This window comes from Kitasatospora sp. CM 4170 (genome assembly GCF_032110285.1).
Classification (GTDB): Bacteria; Actinomycetota; Actinomycetes; order Streptomycetales; family Streptomycetaceae; genus Kitasatospora; species Kitasatospora aburaviensis.
In genome coordinates this window covers 6,509,165-6,527,811 of record NZ_CP134877.1, presented here as the reverse complement: position 1 = coordinate 6,527,811, position 18,647 = coordinate 6,509,165, and the positions used below count along the sequence as shown (strand labels likewise).

Here is an 18,647-nt window from a genome sequence, read left to right as displayed (position 1 = left end):
TCGGCCACCCAGCGAACCACTTCGGCCAGTGACGACCGGTGCCGCCTCTCCCGGCGGCCGACACGCCCGGCGTGCCCAGCGACCGCCCCTACCCCGTCCGCCGGCCTACCGGCAGGATGGGCCCATGGATCTCGGACTGAAGGACAAGGTGTACGTGGTCACCGGCGCCAGCCGCGGCCTCGGTTTCGCCGCCGCCCGCGAACTGGCCGCCGACGGCGCCAAGGTGCTGGTCAGCGGCCGGAACAAGGAGTCCGTCGACGCCGCCGTCGCCGAGCTCGACGCCGTCGGCGGCCCCGGCACCGCGCACGGAACGGTGGCCGACAACGCCGACCCCGAGGCCGCCGGCCGCCTCCTGGCCGCGGCCGCCGAACGGTTCGGCCGTCTGGACGGCGTGCTCATCAGCGTCGGCGGCCCGCAGGCCGGCCCGGTGGTGGCGACCGCCGAGGAGGCCTGGCGCGACGCCTTCGAGTCGGTCTTCCTCGGCGCCCTGCGGATCGCCCGTGCCGCGGCCGAGGCACTCGGCGAGGGCGGGGTGATCGGCTTCGTGCTCTCCGGCTCGGTCCGCCAGCCCATCGCCGGCCTCGGCATCTCCAACGGCCTGCGCCCCGGCCTGGCGATGGCCGCCAAGTCGCTCGCCGACGAGCTGGGCCCGCGTGGGATCCGCGTGGTCGGCCTGCTGCCGGCCCGGATCGACACCGACCGGGTGCGCGAGCTCGACGCCCTCGGCGGCGACGCCGACGCCGCCCGCGAGCGGAACAGCGCGCTGATCCCGCTCGGTCGCTACGGCACCGCGGAGGAGTTCGGCAAGGTCGCCGCCTTCCTGCTCTCCCCCGCCGCCTCCTACCTGACCGGCGTGATGGTCCCGGTCGACGGCGGCGCCCTGCGCGGCCTCTGACGCCCGCTCGCTCGCGAGCTAGCTAGGTCACCCGCGGGTGCCTCCGCCGGCCGCCGCGTCTCCGGGCGGCCGGCGGCTTCGCCCGCGCGACCGTGACCCGCAGCTCGGCGTGGAGCTCGGGGAGGCCGAGGCTGGTCCGCGCATCGGCGCGGGGACCGGTCTCGAAGTGCTCGACCAGCGCCGCCGGTTCACCGCCCGGGGTCAGCCGGACCGCCACCCGCAGCCACGGCCGGCCCGGTCCGCGGATCAGCCGCACCTTCGCGCGACCGACCTCCGGGAGCACGACCGTGCCGGTCTCCAGCACGTCCTCCAGCGCCCGGGTACGCAGCCGCAGCCGCAGGCCCCGCGCGCCCGGGGTCGGCACGACGATGGTCGCCGGGCCACTGCGGTGCAGCTGGGCGAGGAGCCACCAGGCCGATCCGGCCACCGCCAGGGCGAGGCCGCCGATCACCGCCGGCCACCACCACTCCTCGTCGACCCAGCGGGTCCGCGACCGGGCGCTCACCACCGGCTGGTCCGGCGAGGCCAGCGGCCACCAGCTCGGCGGGGCGGCCCCCAGGTGCCCGTACAGGTCGAGGCCGCCGGCCAGCACCAGCAGCCCGACCGCGAGCAGGACGACTCCGGCCACGCCCAGCAGCACGCGGTTGACGGTGGCCTTCTTCACTCCGCCCCTCCCGGCCCGGGCCTCCTGGACGTCCCGAACGTCCCGGACGCGGATGCTCCCGACCCCGACGCGGCAGGACCGGGCGCGGCAGGACCGGGCGCGCCTGCCCCGCCGCCCGCTCCCGGCTCCCCGCCAGCTGCCCCGCCGCCGCCCGCGGCACCGCCCGCACCACCGTCGGGGGGTCCGCCACCGGGCCCCCCGCCGGGCTCGACGTCCTGCGCTCCGCCGTGGCCCCGGTGCCCCCCGGTCCGTACGTCGAGTCGCAGCGGGTTGGCCAGGGTGACCCTCGCCAGCTCCTCGCGCAGCTGCCGCTGCACGCTCGCCGGATCCGCGGGGCCCACGAGGGTGGCCTTCGCCCGGCGCCGGCCCACCCGGACGGTCAGGTGGTCCACTCCCGGCAGCCCGGCGCCCCGGTCCAGCAGCAGGATGCGCACCCCGGCCTTGTCGATGGCGGCGGTGGTGTCGCCCTGCGGGCGAAGCGGGAGCCAGCGGCGCAGTCCGGGGGCGAAGGCGAGCCAGAGCAGCCAGCCGCCGAGCAGCACGGCGACCCCGGCGCCGACCAGCACCCAGGTGTCGTCCAGGTGCCGGGTGGCCAGTTCGTCGGCCGTTTCGGCGCGCCAGCGGCGCGCGGGGTGCCCGGTCCGGACGGCGATCGCGTCGTAGAGCAGCGCGACGCCGAGCACCAGGACGGCGGTTGCGACCAGCCCGGCCGCGGCCGTACGCGACGCCCGCAGGCGAGGCACCTTGACCGGCTCGGGCTCGGGTACGGGCTCGGGTCCCAGCTCGGGTCCCGGCCCGGGTCCCGGCGCCAGCTCGGGTTCCGGCTCCGGCTCCGCCCCGACGGGCGCGCCGCCCGCGGCGGGTCCGGCGCGCTCGGCCGACCCGACGGGCTCACCCGGCGCACCGGACTCACCGGACTCGGCACGCTCCGTCGGCTCGCCGGAGCCGGGCGGCTGCTCGCTCATGCCCCTCCCCCGGCCACCAACCGCTCGACGACCACCACCACCTCGGTGACGCGGGTCCCGGTCAGCGCGCCGACCTGCGCGGTGATCCGCTCCCGCACGGTGCGGGCCAGCGCCGCGAGGTCGGCGGGGAAGGGCAGGTCCACGGAGACCCGGACGCTGACGGTGGAGCCCGGCGCCGAGACCGAGACCTTCGGCGGCCCGCCGCGCTCCGCCCGCCCGCGCCAGACGTCCGCGAGCGCGTCACGGGCGGCCCGGGCGGCGATCCGGGCGTAGACCCGGTCCGCGATCCGCAGCCGGCCGCGGCCGCCGGGTTCACGGCGGGCGGGGCCGGCGGAGGGGGTGGCGAGCGCCGCCATCAGCGGCGCCGGTCGCGGCCGCGCAACAGGTCACCGAGGTCGCCGAGGTCGATGTCACCCTCCAGCAGCCGCCCGGCCACGAAGCCGACCGCGCCCAGCGCGGCTACCAGCAGGAACGCCGCGAACCCGCCGAAATAGCCGGCGAAGCCGAGAGCCATTCCCACCGCGAGGCCGAGAACGGCCAGGTTCATCCACTCCACCTCGTCTTCCGCTGTCCCCCGCCCAACCGGCGGGCTACTTCAACTTGGGCCGCTGTCCGGACGGGATGCTCGCCTCTTCCTCCTCCTCGACCTCCGGCTCGTCGGGGAGGTGGACGTCGTTGACCGCGATGTTGACCTCGACGACTTCGAGACCGGTCAACCGCTCGACCGCGTCGATGATGTTCTCCCGCACCTGGCGGGCCACTTCGGGGATGACCGCGCCGTACTCGACGACCAGCGCGATGTCGATGGCGGTCTGCTTCTCGCCCACCTCGGCCTTGATGCCGCGCCCGATGCTGGACCTGCCGCCGGGCACCTTGTCGCGCATCGCGCCGAAGGTCCGGGCGAGGCCCGAGCCGAGGGCGTGGATGCCGGCGATCTCGCGGGCGGCCATGCCGGCGATCTTCTCGACCACGCCGACGGCCATCGCGGTGCGGCCGCGCTCGGTGTGCGGCCGGCTGCTCCCGCTGCTGGAGGGCATCGCGGCGGGGGTGGCTGTCGGGGCGGTCTTGTGAAGGGTGGCAGGCGTCGGAGTGTCAGGCATGGGCGCTTCTCCCGTCGTACGGCTCCAGCTATATCGCAAATCGCTCCAACTCTGGCATTTCGCCACGATTCGCGCCCCCGGAGGACCGCCGGACGCGGGCCCGGACGGCGGAAGGCCCGGCTCCGGGGGGCGGTTCCCCGGAGCCGGGCCTTCGGCGGGCGGTGGCGGTCAGTCGCCGATGCCGGCCAGGTCGCGCAGTCGACGGGCCTGTGCCACCCGTTCGGCGGAACGCTGCTCGTCGTAGGAGCGGCCGCCGGCGCCCTGGAGGAGCACCTTGGTCTCGATGACGGCGCTGCGCGGGGCGGCCAGCAGCGCGGCGGCGAGGTCGCGGGCGGCGGCCTCCAGCTCCGCGGCGGGGACGGCCAGGTTGGCCAGGCCGGTCGCCGCGGCCTCCTCGGCGCCGACCCAGCGGCCGGTGGCGCAGATCTCCAGCGCCCGCGCGTAGCCGACGAGTTCGGTGAGCGGCTTGGTGCCGGCCAGGTCGGGGACGAGGCCGAGCGAGGTCTCCTTCATGGAGAACTGGACGTCGTCGGCGACCACCCGCAGGTCGCAGCCGAGGGCGAGCTGGAAGCCCGCGCCGACGGCGTGGCCCTGCACGGCCGCGATCGAGACCAGGTCGGGGCGGCGCCACCAGGTGAAGGCCTCCTGGTAGGAGGCGATGGTCTCGTCGAGGTCCTTGTCCTCGGCGGCGGCCAGCTGGAGGAAGTTGCGCTCGCCGGGGATGCCCTCGGCGGTGAACATCGCCCGGTCCAGGCCGGCCGAGAAGGAGACGCCCTCACCGCGCAGCAGCACCACCCGGACGCTGCCGGGCAGTTCGCGGCCGACGGAGCTCAGGGCGCGCCACATCGCGGGCGACTGGGCGTTGCGCCGCTTGGGCTGACAGAGGGTGACGACGGCGAGCTCGCCGTCGATCTCCAGGCGGACGCCGTCCTGCTCCCAGGGAGAGGCCTGCGGGTCGGTGACGGGGGCGGTCATGCGGGGACCTCCGGTGGCGAGGGACTTGGCTACCGGAGAGTAACAAAACCGGGCGCGCGACGGCAGGGCGGTGGCGCACACCGGTCGAGGAAGGGCGGAGGACATCCGCCCGGAGTGTCGGCGGGCATGACGATCGGCGGCCGGTTCGCACGGGCCGAGGACGGACGACCAACCGCCGCATCCCCGGTCGGCGCCCTGCCGCCGAGTCATCCGTCAATGGACTGACGGACCGTCAGGAGCTCGCTCCAGCAGTAGCTTTGTTCTTGCCCCGCGTGGCACCACCGCGGCCCCGGAGGATCACTCCGGACTCGCTCAGCATCCGGTGCACGAAGCCGTACGAGCGACCGGTCTCCTCCGCGAGAGCGCGAATGCTCGCCCCGGAGTCGTACTTCTTCTTGAGATCGGCCGCGAGCTTCTCACGCGCGGCACCGGTCACCCGGCTGCCCTTTTTCAGAGTCTCGGCCACCCGTGCCTCCTCGTAGCGTTGCTCGGTCAGATTCCCATGATCACCCATCCACAGCGTCCTGGCCACCCATTCGGCAAGGTCGATGTCGGGAATGCGTGGTCATTCGGTGGTGATCCGAGCGCACAAGGGCGCTCACGCAGAGTGCACGCCCCCGGGCGGCTTCCGCCGTTCGATGCGAAAGAGCTGATCAGCAGCGTCGGCCCGACCACGATCGAGTGGCGGGCCGACGGAAGCTCCTTAAACGGAATCCGGGACCTCTTCATTCCCGGACACGCCGTAAGGACTAGATTTTCTGGTCCAAAGAGGGGACCGCGCGTCCAGGTCCGGACCGGACCCGACTGTTCGGTCAGGCGAGCGAGACCAGGTCGGCGTACGCCGGGCTCCAGAGGTCCTCCACGCCGTCCGGCAGCAGGATGATCCGCTCCGGCTGGAGCGCGTCGACCGCGCCCTCGTCGTGGGTGACCAGCACGACGGCGCCGGTGAACTCGCGCAGCGCGCCGAGGATCTCCTCGCGGCTGGCCGGGTCGAGGTTGTTGGTGGGCTCGTCGAGCAGCAGCACGTTGGCGCTGGAGACCACCAGCGAGGCCAGCGCGAGCCGGGTCTTCTCACCGCCGGAGAGCACTCCGGCCGGCTTGTCGACGTCGTCGCCGGAGAACAGGAAGGAACCGAGGATCTTCCGGATCTGCACCAGGTCGGTGTCGGGAGCCGAGGAACGCATGTTCTCCAGCACCGTGCGGTCCGGGTCCAGGGTCTCGTGCTCCTGGGCGTAGTAGCCGATCTTCAGGCCGTGGCCCGGGATCACCTCACCGGTGTCCGGCTGCTCCACCCCGGCCAGCATCCGCAGCAGGGTGGTCTTGCCGGCGCCGTTGAGGCCCAGCACGACGACCCGCGAGCCGCGGTCGATCGCGAGGTCCACGCCGGCGAAGATCTCCAGCGAACCGTAGGACTTGGAGAGGTCGCTGGCGGTCAGCGGGGTCTTGCCGCAGGGGGCCGGGTCCGGGAAGCGCAGCTTGGCGACCTTGTCGCTCTGCCGGACCTGCTCCAGGCCGGAGAGCAGCTTCTCGGCGCGGCGGGCCATGTTCTGCGCGGCCACCGTCTTGGTCGCCTTGGCGCGCATCTTGTCGGCCTGCGCGTTCAGGGTCGCGGCCTTCTTCTCGGCGTTGGCCCGCTCGCGCTTGCGGCGCTTCTCGTCGTCCTCGCGCTGCTGCTGGTACTGCTTCCAGCCCATGTTGTAGACGTCGATGGCGGAGCGGTTGGCGTCCAGGTAGAAGACCTTGTTGACGACCGTCTCGACCAGGTCGACGTCGTGCGAGATGACGATGAAGCCGCCCTTGTAGGTCTTCAGGAAGTCCCGCAGCCAGGCGATCGAGTCGGCGTCGAGGTGGTTGGTGGGCTCGTCGAGCAGCAGCACGTCGGAGTCCGAGAAGAGGATCCGGGCCAGTTCGACGCGGCGGCGCTGGCCACCCGACAGGGTGTGCAGCTCCTGGCCCAGGATGCGGTCCGGCAGGCCCAGCGCGGCGGCGATGGTGGCGGCCTCGGCCTCGGCGGCGTACCCGCCCTTGGTGAGGAACTCGGTCTCCAGCCGGGCGTACTTCTTCATCGCGTTGTCCCGGGTGGCGCCCTTGCCGTTGGCCATCCGGTCCTCGTTCTCGCGCATCTTCTTCAGCACGGTGTCGAGGCCGCGCGCGGAGAGGATGCGGTCCTTGGCGAGGACGTCGAGGTCGCCGGTGCGCGGGTCCTGCGGGAGGTAGCCGACCTCGCCCGAGCGGGTCACCGTGCCGGCCGCCGGCAGGCCCTCGCCGGCCAGCACCTTGGTGAGCGTGGTCTTGCCGGCGCCGTTGCGCCCGACCAGGCCGATCCGGTCACCGGGGGCGACCTTGAAGCTCGCGGACTCGATCAGGATCCGGGCACCGGCGCGCAGCTCTAGGGCGTTGGCGGAAATCATGGCTGGGTTACTTCTCCTGGGACGTGGGCGGGCCCTGGACGGGTCACAGGGCCGGGGCAGCGGATGGGGGCGTCGTCGCGGCGGTCGGCTCACCGCACGAGGCGGCGGCGCTCGCCCGCTAGTGCCCGGAGAGAACAGCCATGGCGGCAAGTCTACCGGGCCCGCGGAAGGGCCCGGAGAACCACCGCCCGGGGGTGCACGTACCCGGGCCCGGCGCACCGGGCCCGGCGCCGGTCACTGCTGGTCGCCGGCGGCCTCCGGCGCCGCGCAGGAGCCCTGCGGGCGGACGGCCGCGAACGGCTCGGCCGCGCTGCCGCAGGCCGACTCCGGGGCGGCGGCCTTGGTGTCGAACACCTTGGGGCCGACGATCGGACCGTCCGAGATCAGCACCCGGCGGCCGTCCAGCGGCTTCAGCGCCACCGCCGGACCGGCGTTGAGCTGCCAGCCGGTGCTGTCCAGCCGGTAGCCGGAGATGCCGCCGGAGACCGGCTGGCCGCTGCTGTTGGTGCAGCTGCGCGGGACCAGCACGGCGTAGTCGGTGCCCACGGTCCGGATCGGGTCGTAGACGCAGTTGCCGGCCGGCTTGGAGTTGTAGCGCAGGTCGCCGTCGGCGTCGCGGAAGCCCATGGTCAGGTTCGGCGTGACCACCGCCACCCAGGGCGAGGACTGCTGGACGGTGTGCAGGGCCGCGGCGGCGCGCTCGGTGGCCAGCTGCCGGCGCTGCTCCTCGGTGCGCTTGTCGGCGCCCGGCTCGCCCTCGCCGCGCAGCCAGTCCGCCAGGCCGGGCACCGCGCGGTGCCAGCGGACCTCCTTGTCGCCCGGCCGGGCCGAGGTGACCAGACCGTCGTCCCAGACCACCACGGCGCTCTCGCCCGCCATCGACAGGTACAGCGCGGTGGCGCCCTCTCGGCGGTAGGACCAGGTGTGCTCACCGGTGACGCGGTCGTACGCCTCCAGTCCGGGGCCGACCTTCAGCTCCAGATCGGCCGCGCTCACCGACTGCGCGTTGACCGGGCTCGCCTCCGCACCGCCCGGCCCGGCGACCCGGTCCCCGAACGGAACCGGCTTGTTGGCGTGCGCGGCCGCGCCCGCCACAAGGACCAGCAGCACCGCCAGGGCAGGGAGGATCGATCGGGGGGTGAGTACACGCAGCGGCTTCCAGGACACGGGCGGAGCGTACCTTTCACCACCCGCGCGAGTCAGCCGGACTCGGCCGTCCGTCCGGACGGCGGGACCGTACGCAGCCGATTCGCGACCTTCGTCCCGACCCGCCCGCCCACCTGCGAGGTCGGGGCCGCCGCGGCGCCGACCGGCCCTCCGGCGGGCGCGCCGGGTAGGGCTCCCGCGGCCTGGCGGACTGTTACAGAGGTGATACACGACGCGCTTGCGACGGACGGCGTTCGAATATCGCCCACTTTGGGGTGACATTCTGCTCGATCCTCCCCCGCCGGGCCTACTGTCGGCGCACGGGGCACCACGGTCCGTCCACCCGGCCCCGCGCCCCGTGAAGCCCGGAGGAGAGACCATGCGAATCGGCCGCCTGGCGCTGGCCGCCGCCGCCCTGTTGCTGCTGACCACGGCGAGCGTCCCCGCCGGGACCCCGCTCAGCCAGACGGAACGGCACGGCCTCTCCTCCGACGCCTTCGAGCCGCGCGGCGCCGCCCCCCGGCCGGTCGTCCAGCGGCCGAGCCACGAGCCGCCGTTCGGCGCCTTCGTCGGCTCCTGGGACAGGTACATCCCGCAGATCGGCCGGTACGCGCAGTGGCTGGGCAACGCCAATCTGCAGGTCGGCCACACCTATCTGGCCGGCAACGGCTGGGCGGACGTCGAGGGCGAGCCCGTGGTGCTCGGCCTCTGGTCGCAGTGGCGGCTGGCCGACCCGTCCCGGATGCTCGTCCTCGGCGTGCCGATGCTGGTCCCCAACGAGGCCGACGTCCCGGACGGCGAGGTGGCCCGGCTGCTCGGCCAGGGGGCGCGGGGGGAGTTCGACCAGCACTTCCTCAGGCTCGCCCGGCGGCTGGTCGCGCTCGGCGGGGCGGACACCGTGCTCACCCTCGGCTGGGAGATGAACGGCGTCACCTACACCCACCGCTGCAAGCCCGACCCCACCGCGTGGAAGGCGTACTGGCGGCGGATCGTCTCGGTGATGCGCTCGGTGCCCGGGCAGCGGTTCCGCTTCGACTTCGCCCCGAACCGGGGGCTGGACGCGATCCCGTGGACCAAGTGCTACCCCGGTGACGACGTGGTCGACATCATCGGCATGGACAACTACGACCAGCCCGCCGGCGCCACCTTCGACGACTACGTGCGCGAGCCGTACGGGCTGCAGGACCAGGTGGAGTTCGCCGCCAAGCGGGGCAAGCCGGTTTCCTACCCGGAGTGGGGGCTGTTCCGGAACGGCGACAACCCGCAGTTCGTCCAGCGGATGGTGGAGTGGATCCGCACCCACGACACCAGCTACCAGACCGTCACCGACTACTGCCCGCACGGGTTCTGGCAGTGCGGGCAGAACCCGCGCTCCAGCGCCCGGTTCAAGCAGCTGATGACCGGTTCGAAGGGGACGCCGGACGGCACGCAGCCGACGCCCCCGGCGCCCACCCCGCAGATCACCCCGCAGATCACCCCGCCACCGACCCCGGCCGCACCGGCCTCCCCGACCGCGCCGCCTTCTCCCACGGCGACGGCCCCGGCCGCGGCCTCACCCTCGGGGGCGGCCACCGCCACGGCCGCGGCCACCGGCTCGCCCTCGGCGTCCGCCCCTGCCCCCGCCTCCGCCTCCGCGTCCGCGTCCGCCGAACCGTCGCCGGGCAGCCGGCCGGCCCGGCGCTGAGGCGGGCGGCGGCCGGTCAGCTCCGGCGGCGGGCCAGCAGCACCTGCTTGAGCCCGGGCATCCGCTCGTCGAGCAGGTGCACCGCGGCCTGACGGGCCCGCACCGCGCCCGCCCGGGCGGTGAGCCCGGGGGCCGGCCCCCGGGAGCCGAACAGCAGCCGCTGGTTCGGCAGTTGGTCCGGGCGCCAGCGCTGCTTGTACGGCTCCTGGCCGCGCAGCAGGCCTATCACCGGGATGCCGGCCGCGACCGTCTCGTCCAGCGCCGCGCCGAAGAGCAGCCCGGCGATGTCGAGCCGCTCGCGCAGCTTCGGGTGCGCGCCGTACAGGTAGAGGCCGCTGAAGGACGGGCAGAGCAGCAGCACGTTGACCGCGACCAGCTCCCCCTCCAGCAGGAACCGGTGCACCACGGCCAGGCCGCCGGCGACCAGGCCCGTGGTGGAGTCGGCCAGGTGCCGGGCGAACCGCTCGGTGCGGTGCTCCGGGGTGACGCCGCGCTCCTGCCACTGCAGGAAGTGCAGCCGCAGCAACTCGGCGAGCGCCTGCGGCACCTCCTCCGGCGGCGTCGTGCGGACCTCGACCCCGGCCTCGGCGATCCTGCGCTGCTTCACCCGGTTGCGCTGCGCGGTCTTGCCCTTCAGCCGCTTCAGCAGCTCCTCCATCGGCACGCCCGGCAGGTACTGGCAGACCGAGTCGTCGAACCGCCGGCGGCGGCCGGACCAGTGCGCGTACACCCGCTGCACGGCGGCCTCCGGGTGCACCTCGCGCAGCTCCAGGGTGTGCCAGGGGCGGGTGAGCGGGAGGGCGGCGGCGAACTCCGCGGCGGCCCGGTCGGCGCAGGAGTCGTCGAGCAGCACGTCGGTGAAGTCGGACAGGCCGCCGCCGAGCCCGGTCAGGCCGCCGAGCGGACCCCCGCGGCGCCCGAACGCGCCCGCGCCGACCAGCCGGCCGTCCCGGCGCACGAGCACCACCAACAGGCCGCCGGGGCGGCCGTACTGGCGCCACCAGGAGCGCTGCCAGACGGCGGCCTGGAAGAAGGTGGCGGTCCGGCAGCGGGCGGCCAGGTCGTCCCACTCCTCGGCGAGGACGTCGAGGGCGTCGTCCTCCCGGCGCAGCTCGGTGGTCCAGCAGGGCGGACCGGCCTGGCCGGGCAGGCCCGGGGTGGCCCGGGCCTCGGTGCTCATCGCCCGCCCCCGGCCGCGGTCTTCTCCGGAGCCGTGGCCTTCGCCGGCGTGGCCTTCGCCGGAGCCTCGGCCTGCTCCGGGGCGGCCGGCGCCACCGCGGCCCGCGGGCCGGGCGCGGCCGGCGCCGGTACGGCGGCCACCGGCTCGGCCACCGCGGCGGCCGGCTCGGGCGCGCCGCCGCCCCGGCGGCGGGTCATCATCGCCAGTGCGCCGACGAGCAGGCCCGCCGCACCGCCCACCGCCACGTCCAGCTGGGGCGAGGGGGTGGTCGGCCGGTCCGGCTCGGCGGCGGGCGCGAGCGGGACCAGCCGCACACCGGTCTCCTTGCTGCTGGCGTTGGCGAAGGAGACCAGCGAGCTCGCCACCGCGTCGGCCGCATCGACCGCCTCGCGCGGGCCGGCGCCGGTCCCGGTGATCTCGATCATCGGCGCGTCCGGCGAGGTGGTGCCGTGCACCAGCGCCTCCAGCTCGGCGCGGGTGCGGCCGGTGTCCGCGGCGGCGGCCGCGAGCACCTGCGGCTGCCCGGCCAGCCGGCCGTACGCCTGGGCGAAGTTGACCGCGGTCACGCTCTCGCCCGGGTTCTGCGGCACCACGATCACGTAGGAGTTGGCGGCGTACGAGGGCTGGGCCACCGCGGCGTACCCGGCGCCGGCGGCGGCGCCGAGCGGCACCGCGAGGGCGACCGGCCACCAGCGGCGAGCCAGGCTTCGGGCGCTTCGGCGCGGTTCGGACATGGGGTGCTCCTTGGGTGTGCGGGCCCGCCCGGCCGACGGCCCGGCGGTTCGGACGCCGGCGGCTCAGGCGGCGGCCAGGCGGTCGTAGAGGGCGCCGAGGTCGGCGGCCACCCGGGCGATGTCGTAGTGGCCGACGGCCGGCGGCCGGGGCAGCGGGTCGGTGTTGTGGTCGTTGAGGTGGCGCAGGTCGCGCAGCGCCGCGGCGTAGGCGGCGGCGTCGGAGGGGATCCGGCGGGCCTGCGGGGCGGCGGTGGGCGGCAGTTCGTCCAGCGCCGGGCAGGCGCTGTGGCGGACCGGGAGGCCGGCCGCCAGGCCCTCCAGCACGCCGAGGCCGAAGGTCTCCGCGGTCGAGGGGGCAGCCAGCACGTCGAGCGCGGCGAGGAGTTCGGGGACGTCGTCGCGCTCGCCGGTGAGCACCAGGCGCTCCCCGAGGCCGAGTTCGGCGGCCCGCCGCTCCAGGGCGGCCCGCTCGGGGCCCTCGCCCACCAGCACCAGCCGGGCCCCGTCGTCCAGCTCCGCCACCGCCTCCACCAGGACGTGGAAGCGCTTGCCGGGGACCAGCCGGCCGACCCCGCCGACCACCCAGCTCTCCGGTGGGAGGCCGAGCTCGGTGCGCAGCCGGGCCCGGTCGGCGGCCCGGTCGGCGTCCGGGCGGTGGTAGCGGGCGGCGTCGATGCCGTTGGGGATCAGCTCGATCCGGGCCTGCGGGACGCCCCAGGCGTGCAGGGTCTGGGCGACCTGCCGGGAGACCGCGACGGTGGTGGTGCCCAGCCGCTCGGCCAGGAGGTAGAGGCCCTTGACCCCGCGGGTGACCGGGCGGCCCTCGATCACCCCGGCGTGCAGCGAGTGCTCGGTGGAGACCACCGCCCGGACCCCGGCCAGCCGGGCGGCCAGCCGCCCGTACAGCTGGGCCCGGTAGAGGTGGGTGTGCACCAGGTCGTAGCGGCCGGCGCGGATCAGCCGGACCAGCCGGGGCAGCGCGCCGAGGTCCCGGTTGCCGCGCATCGCCAGGTGGTGGACGGTGACGCCCTCGGCGCTCAGCGCGGCGGCCACCGCGCCGGGGTTGGTCAGCGCGGCCACCTCGCAGTGCTGGTGGGCGGGTAGGTGCCGGAGCAGCAGCTGGAGCTGCCGCTCGGCACCGCCGGAGGCGAGCCCGGTGACGACGTGCAGCACTCTCATCGGGCGCTCCCGCCGCCGTTGTCGACGGTGGTGGTGCTGGTGCCCGCCCGGCCGAGGCGGTCGGCGAGGCGGCTGCGGCGAAGCTCGGTGACGGTGTCGCGGAGGTGGTGCCGGCCGCGCTTGGCGCGCAGCCGCCAGGCGCCGTCACGGTCGCCGACGTAGCAGCGCGGCAGCGCGTACCGGCCGGTGAGCGGGGAGTGCGCGATGGCGCAGGCGTAGTCGTAGCCGGCGTCGCGGACGGCCAGGGTGGCCGGCAGGTCGACCGCGCCGTACGGGTAGCAGAAGCCGGTGACCGGGCCGCCGACGACCTCCTCCAGTGCCCGGCGGCTCTCCCGGGTCTGGACGGCGAGGGCTTCGGGGGACAGGCCGGGCAGCGACTGGTGGCCGAGGCCGTGCGAGCCGATCTCCCAGCCGGCGGCGGCCAGTTCGGTGACCTCCTGGACGGTGAGCAGCTTCTTGCGCGGGCCCTTCACGTCCCAGTCGTTGGCCCGGCCGAGCAGGTCGGCGACCACGTAGGCGGTGGCGGTGAAGCCGTACGCCTGGAGAATCGGTACGGCATGGCGGGCGAAGTCCGCGTAACCGTCGTCGAAGGTGAGGCCGACCAGGTTGTCGGCCCGCCCGGCGGCCCGGGCCCGCATCAGCTCGCGGACCGAGACGCCGCGCCGGCCGCGCCGGTGCAGCCAGGCGATCTGTTCGGCGAACCGCTCGGGGCTGACGGTCAGTCGGTACGGGTCCTCCTTCTCGACCGCCACCGAGTGGTACATCAGGATCCACGGCGAGGAGGTCCCCGGGGCGAGCGTCTCGTGGGCCGGCCGGCGGCTTCTGGGAAGCTGCGCCTGGGGCCGGCGGGTCCCCGTGCGCGGGGCGTCGGCGAGCGCTCCGACCGTGCGCGGCACGGCGGTGCGGAGCACGCCCGACAGGGCCGAACGGACCGATCCCCGTTCAACGTCCATGGGGAAACTTCCCTTCATCGGCAACGGCTGGCGGGCTCAGGGCCCGGACGGCGGCGAGGACCGGTCCGCGCACCTCGCGGGCACCGAGGACGGTGCCGAGGGCGGCGAAGGCCAGCGCCACGGTGAGGCCCCCGAGCAGGGTCGAGAGCAGGGGGTCGGTGGCGAGCCCGGCCGCGAGGGTGCCGAGGCCGCCCGCTCCGGCGGCCGCGGCCAGCAGTCGGGCGTGGCCGCCGAGGACGAGCCGCAGCCGCAGCGCGATCCCCCGCAGGACCAGGCCGCGCAGCAGCAGCACGGCCGTGGTGGTGATGCCGGCCGCGTTCCCGGCGGCCAGACCGAGCGCGCCGAAGCGGTCGGCGGCGGCCAGTCCGACGGCGGTGGTGACGACGAGGCCGAGCACCATGGCGGCGGCCGGGTACCAGTCGAGCAGCCGGCGGCCGCCGTCGTCGCACGGGTCCCCGGCCCGGCGGACCACCGGGCGGAGCGAGAAGTAGGGGCGGATCATCACGCCGATCAGCGCCTGGGCGGGCAGGCCGAAGCTGTAGACCCGGATGACGGCGGCGGTGGCGGCGGCGTCCCGGGGGCCGAAGGCACCGCGCTGGAAGAGCAGGGCGACCACCGAGGGGGCGCAGGCCATCAGGAAGGCGGTGCCGATGAGGACGAGCGCGGCGCCCTGCCCGAGGTCCTTCTCCACCCGGTCGCGGGCGGCGTCCAGGTCCCCGGCCGCGAGCGCGCGGGCGACCAGCGGGAAGGTCACCGTGACCAGCAGGATCGCCACGGTCATGGCCAGTTGGGAGATCTTGGCGGCGTAGTTGAGGTGCGAGATGCTGCCCGGGGGCAGTCCGGACCCGAGGTACCGCTCGACGAACACCTGCGCCTGCCGGGTCAGGGTGAAGGCGACCGCCGGGAGCACGGCCAGCGGGATCAGCACCAGGCCCTGGTCGGCGAGCGGGGACCGCGCCGGGCCGCGGTGGCCCTGGCGCAGCCGGCGCCCGATCGGCACGGCCACCACGGCGGCCATCAGCAGGCTCCCCGCGGCCACGCCGATCGCGGCCGACTCCACGCCGAGCAGGTCGTGGCCGGTGAGCAGCGCGGCCAGGATGGTGAGGTTGTACGCGACGTAGATGCCGGCCGGAGCCGTGAAGCTGTGGTGCGCGCGCAGCGCGGAGCCGAGGTAGCCGGCGAGGCCGAACGGCAGGATGGTGCACGCGGTGATCCGGGTGCAGGAGACGGCGAGTTCCGGGTCGGCGAGCCCGGGGGCGAGCAGCCCGACGAGCTGGCGGGCGCCGAGCACGACGCCGAGGGTGAGCGCGCACAGCACCAGCAGCAGTCCGGGCAGCGTCGCCCGGGCCAGCTGCCGCACCGGGTCGGGGCCGTCGGGGCGCTCCTCGCGCAGGACGAGGGCGAGGCTGAAGGCCGGGACCATCAGGAACGCCATGCAGTCCTCGATCAGCAGCGGCGCCGCCGTCTCCGGGACGGTCCAGGCGACCAGGAAGGCGTCGGTGCCCTGGTTGGCGCCGAAGAAGGTGGCGAGCAGCAGGTCGCGGAGCATGCCGAGGACGGAGCCGGCGGCGGTGAGCACGGCGGTGACGCCGAAGGCCTTGGCGACGAAGCCGTGCCGGGGGTCGCCGACGGCCGGGGGCTCGGCGGTGGGCGCGCTGCGCGGCCCGGGGAAGGCGGGGGTGAGCGCAGCCGGCGGTTCGGTGGTCATCGGGCGCCCCCGCTGGTGCCGCTGCTCGCCCGCTCGCCTCCGGGGCGCTCGGACCCACTGCCGACACTCCTCGCTCCGGCGGTCGCTGCGCTCCCTGGTCGCTCGTCACTTTCGGCAGCGGCACGGCCCTTCGGCTCGGGGCGGGGCTCGCCGTCGCCGCCGGGGCGCTCGGACCCGGCACGCTCGGACCCGCTGCTGTCGCGCCGGCCGTGCGCGGTGCGGGCGGCGAGGCCGAGGACGACGGAGGTCAGCACGGTGGTGGTGCCGCCGATGTCCGCGTAGAGGAAGTCGACCAGCACCCAGACCAGCAGCGCGAGCGCGGCCAGGCCGGTGCCGCTCGCGCGTCGCAGGCAGCGCAGCAGCAGGCCGAGGAAGAGGACCGCGTAGGCGGTGATGCCGATCAGGCCCTGCTCGCTGAGGACCAGGAAGTACATGTTGTGCGGGGAGAGCAGGGGCTCGCGCTGGAAGCCGATGGTGGCGTCGGCGGCGTCGCTGCCGGAGGAGAGCCGCAGCGGGGCGTGGCTGTCGCGCAGCTGCTGGAAGGCCTTGGGCCCGGCCCCGCCCACCGGGTGGTCCTGCCAGATCCGCCCGGCGGTGGCCCAGAGGTCGTAGCGGTCGGAGACGGACTGGTCGGGGGCGGCGGAGACCGAGCCGATAGAGCTGAGCCGCTGGGTGACGCCGGAGGCGCCGAGGCCGAGGCCGCCGACCAGGACGACCGCCGCGGCCAGCGCGAGGACGGCGCTGCGGACCGCGAGCCGGGCGTCGGCGCGCAGCAGCAGGACGGCGGCGGCGGCGCCGGTGGCGATCCAGCTGCCGCGGCTGAAGGAGACGGCGAGCGGGAAGGCCAGGAAGGCCGCGGCCGCGTACATCGTCCGGCGCAGCCCGGCGTTCCCGCCGGGCCCCCGCTCGCCGAGGGCGAGGGCCAGTGCCGCGAGCAGGCCGTAGGCGACCACGGTGGACATCGCCATGACGTCGAGCGCGCCGAAGGTGCCGACGGCCCGGATCGGCTGCCCGGCGTAGGAGGCGCCGGTCCGGGTGAGGTACTGCTGGGCGCCGACCACGCCCTCGACCAGCGCGGCGGCGACGAAGGAGCCGAGCACCAGGCGCTGGTCGGTGCGGTCGCGCAGCGAGCAGAGGACGGCGGCGGGCACCAGGACGAAGACCTGGGTGAGCCGGACGAATCCGGTGAGGCTGGTGGCCGGGTCGATCGATCCGATGGTGGAGACGGCGGCGGCGGCCACGACCGCGCCGAACTGGAGGGAGGCGGTCCGGCCGATCGCGGGGGTGCGGCCGCGCAGGAGGTGCACCGCGGTGAGGCCGACCAGGGCCAGCGAGGCCAGGTCGGCGGCGGTGATGTGGACGGCGGCGGCGACGTCCTTCTCGCCGGTGGGGACGCAGACCAGCAGGACGGTGGCCGCGGCGAGCAGGCTGGGGCGGTCCAGCAGGGCGGTTCCGGCCCGGCGTAACGCCCTGGCCGGGTCGGGGACGGCGGTGAGGGGGAGGGCCACGCCGGTTCAGCTCCCGTCCGGGTGGAGCATCAGGGCCGCGGTGCGACACAGGATCTTGACGTCCTGCCAGAGGCTCCAGCTCTCGATGTAGCGGTTGTCGAAGCGGGCCCGGTCCTCGATCGAGGTGTCCCCGCGCAGGCCGTTGACCTGGGCGAGGCCGGTGAGTCCGACCGGGACGCGGTGGCGGTCGGCGTACTCGGGGTAGGCCTGGCTGAACCGCATGACGAAGTAGGGGCGTTCGGGCCGCGGACCGACCAGGCTCATGTCGCCGCGCAGGACGTTCCACAGCTGGGGCAGCTCGTCCAGGGAGCTGCGGCGCATCAACTTGCCGACGGTGCCCATCCGGTGGTCCTGGGCGATGTTCCAGCGGGTGGCCGACTCGTGCTCGTTGCTGGGCCGCAGGGTGCGGAACTTGAGGACGGTGAACACCCGGCCGTCGAGCCCGGTGCGCTGCTGGCGGAAGAGCACGCCGGGGCCGGTGTCGAAGCGGACGGCGAGCGCGCAGAGGGCGAGCACGGGGGCGAGGGCGATCAGGCCGAGTCCGGCGGCGGTGACGTCGAGCGCGCGCTTGGCGGCCCAGCCGGGGCGGCCCATCGCCGGGCGGCCGACGCGCAGGCAGGGGAAGCCCCAGAGCTGGTCGCAGCCGGGGATCCGGCCGGTGGCCAGCGACCCGTACTCGCGCAGCGCGGGCACCAGCCAGACCTGGCAGCCGAGCCGGGCCGCGTCGCGCAGGGCGGCGGCGGTCTCGGCCTCGTCGGCGGCGCCGGCGGTGGCCACCACGTGGTGGATCCGGTGCCGGCGGACCTCGCGCTCCAGCACCTCGCGGCCGCCGAGCACCGGCAGGTCGGTGTCGCCGGAGAGCAGCGGCGGGTCGGGGTCGACGAAGCCGATCGGGCGCATGCCGTACTCGCCGCGGGCGGTGAGGGCGGCGGCGACCCGGCGGCCGAGCCGGCCGGCGCCGAGCACCAGGACGGGGCTGGGGCGGCTGCGGCGGATCCGCCGGACCAGGTGGTAGAGCAGGGCGCGGCCGCAGACCGCGAGAAGTAGTTGGGTGCCGAGCAGGACGGTCAGCCGGCCCGGGGTGGCCGGGCCGCTGTCGGGCCAGCGGCCGTCGAGGCAGCCGGCCAGGGTGACGGCGAAGGCGGTGGCGACGACGGCGCGGACGGCCAGCGCGGGCAGCTCGTCGAGGACGGAGAGGGTGAGCCGGGTGCGGTAGAGGCCGCCGGCCAGGTTGAGCAGGAGCAGCAGCGGCAGCAGGGCGGCCACCCCGAGCAGCGGCTCGACCCGGACGGCCGGGTCGAGCGCGCGGTTGGCGATGCCGGTGGCGGTGCAGAGGGCGACGGCGTCGACCGCGGCGAGCGCGGCGGGCAGCGCGAGCCGCGAGCGGACCGGCCGGCGGTGGCGCCGGACCGGCGGGGCGTTGCGCGGGGCGGACCGGGCCGGGCGGTCCAGCACCCCGGTGGCCGGCCGGCGCTGACCGGAGAGGGGCCGCCCGGGCCGTGGGACGCTGTCGTGGTCAATGGTCATCAGCGCACGAACTCCCCT

General features: G+C 75.4%; 18 protein-coding genes. 2 read left to right on the top strand and 16 right to left on the bottom strand.

The window, feature by feature from the left end; all coding sequences use genetic code 11:
• Positions 1-124: 124 nt before the first annotated feature.
• Positions 125-895 (top strand): SDR family oxidoreductase, encoded by a 771-nt coding sequence (locus RMN57_RS27830; protein WP_313766032.1) that lies wholly within the window; start codon positions 125-127, stop codon positions 893-895.
• Positions 896-917: 22 nt separating this feature from the next.
• Here the strand turns inward: RMN57_RS27830 and RMN57_RS27825 are convergent, their stop codons facing one another.
• The 9 genes from RMN57_RS27825 to RMN57_RS27785 all read right to left on the bottom strand — a co-directional run bounded on the left by RMN57_RS27825 (position 918) and on the right by RMN57_RS27785 (position 8,177).
• Entirely contained in the window at positions 918-1,559 is a 642-nt protein-coding gene (locus tag RMN57_RS27825) for an alkaline shock response membrane anchor protein AmaP (protein ID WP_313766031.1), read from the bottom strand.
• Positions 1,556-2,524: a DUF6286 domain-containing protein gene (locus RMN57_RS27820; RefSeq protein WP_313766030.1), complete on the bottom strand. Its 969-nt coding sequence runs from the start codon at positions 2,522-2,524 to the stop codon at positions 1,556-1,558. The genes RMN57_RS27825 and RMN57_RS27820 overlap by 4 nt, the downstream gene beginning before the upstream one ends.
• Positions 2,521-2,880 (bottom strand): hypothetical protein, encoded by a 360-nt coding sequence (locus RMN57_RS27815; RefSeq protein WP_313766029.1) that lies wholly within the window; start codon positions 2,878-2,880, stop codon positions 2,521-2,523. The genes RMN57_RS27820 and RMN57_RS27815 overlap by 4 nt, the downstream gene beginning before the upstream one ends.
• On the bottom strand, positions 2,880-3,071 hold the full coding sequence (locus tag RMN57_RS27810) for a hypothetical protein (RefSeq protein WP_313766028.1): 192 nt from the start codon (positions 3,069-3,071) through the stop codon (positions 2,880-2,882). Before RMN57_RS27810 ends, RMN57_RS27815 begins: the two co-directional genes overlap by 1 nt.
• 43 nt (positions 3,072-3,114) lie before the next feature.
• Complete coding sequence (locus RMN57_RS27805) at positions 3,115-3,624, bottom strand: Asp23/Gls24 family envelope stress response protein (protein WP_380235087.1); 510 nt, start codon at positions 3,622-3,624, stop codon at positions 3,115-3,117.
• Between the two features lie 168 nt (positions 3,625-3,792).
• Complete coding sequence (locus RMN57_RS27800) at positions 3,793-4,599, bottom strand: enoyl-CoA hydratase/isomerase family protein (RefSeq protein WP_313766027.1); 807 nt, start codon at positions 4,597-4,599, stop codon at positions 3,793-3,795.
• 232 nt (positions 4,600-4,831) lie between these two features.
• Positions 4,832-5,065 (bottom strand): helix-turn-helix domain-containing protein, encoded by a 234-nt coding sequence (locus tag RMN57_RS27795; protein ID WP_049658450.1) that lies wholly within the window; start codon positions 5,063-5,065, stop codon positions 4,832-4,834.
• Between the two features lie 346 nt (positions 5,066-5,411).
• Positions 5,412-7,010 carry a ribosomal protection-like ABC-F family protein gene (gene abc-f, locus RMN57_RS27790; protein WP_313766026.1) on the bottom strand — a complete coding sequence of 533 codons (1,599 nt, stop codon included), beginning with the start codon at positions 7,008-7,010 and terminating at the stop codon, positions 5,412-5,414.
• A 234-nt stretch (positions 7,011-7,244) separates the two neighbouring features.
• On the bottom strand, positions 7,245-8,177 hold the full coding sequence (locus tag RMN57_RS27785) for a hypothetical protein (protein WP_313766025.1): 933 nt from the start codon (positions 8,175-8,177) through the stop codon (positions 7,245-7,247).
• 358 nt (positions 8,178-8,535) lie between these two features.
• Between RMN57_RS27785 and RMN57_RS27780 the strand changes: the two genes are divergently transcribed.
• Positions 8,536-9,840 (top strand): glycosyl hydrolase, encoded by a 1,305-nt coding sequence (locus tag RMN57_RS27780; RefSeq protein WP_313766024.1) that lies wholly within the window; start codon positions 8,536-8,538, stop codon positions 9,838-9,840.
• Positions 9,841-9,856: 16 nt separating this feature from the next.
• Here RMN57_RS27780 and RMN57_RS27775 read toward each other — a convergent pair whose 3' ends face one another.
• The 7 genes from RMN57_RS27775 to RMN57_RS27745 all read right to left on the bottom strand — a co-directional run bounded on the left by RMN57_RS27775 (position 9,857) and on the right by RMN57_RS27745 (position 18,629).
• On the bottom strand, positions 9,857-11,020 hold the full coding sequence (locus tag RMN57_RS27775) for a GNAT family N-acetyltransferase (RefSeq protein WP_313766023.1): 1,164 nt from the start codon (positions 11,018-11,020) through the stop codon (positions 9,857-9,859).
• On the bottom strand, positions 11,017-11,754 hold the full coding sequence (locus tag RMN57_RS27770) for a Wzz/FepE/Etk N-terminal domain-containing protein (protein ID WP_313766022.1): 738 nt from the start codon (positions 11,752-11,754) through the stop codon (positions 11,017-11,019). Before RMN57_RS27770 ends, RMN57_RS27775 begins: the two co-directional genes overlap by 4 nt.
• A gap of 63 nt (positions 11,755-11,817) precedes the next feature.
• A complete protein-coding gene (locus RMN57_RS27765; RefSeq protein WP_313766021.1) occupies positions 11,818-12,933 on the bottom strand; it encodes a glycosyltransferase in 1,116 nt (371 codons plus the stop codon).
• Entirely contained in the window at positions 12,930-13,886 is a 957-nt protein-coding gene (locus RMN57_RS27760) for a polysaccharide deacetylase family protein (RefSeq protein ID WP_313766020.1), read from the bottom strand. Before RMN57_RS27760 ends, RMN57_RS27765 begins: the two co-directional genes overlap by 4 nt.
• The gene (locus tag RMN57_RS27755; protein ID WP_313766019.1) at positions 13,876-15,594 is read right to left on the bottom strand and encodes a lipid II flippase MurJ; all 1,719 of its coding nucleotides are present in this window, start codon (positions 15,592-15,594) and stop codon (positions 13,876-13,878) included. The genes RMN57_RS27760 and RMN57_RS27755 overlap by 11 nt, the downstream gene beginning before the upstream one ends.
• Positions 15,591-17,102 (bottom strand): O-antigen ligase family protein, encoded by a 1,512-nt coding sequence (locus RMN57_RS27750; RefSeq protein WP_313766018.1) that lies wholly within the window; start codon positions 17,100-17,102, stop codon positions 15,591-15,593. The genes RMN57_RS27755 and RMN57_RS27750 overlap by 4 nt, the downstream gene beginning before the upstream one ends.
• Before the next feature lie 6 nt (positions 17,103-17,108).
• Positions 17,109-18,629 (bottom strand): sugar transferase, encoded by a 1,521-nt coding sequence (locus RMN57_RS27745; RefSeq protein WP_313766017.1) that lies wholly within the window; start codon positions 18,627-18,629, stop codon positions 17,109-17,111.
• Positions 18,630-18,647 lie beyond the last annotated feature (18 nt).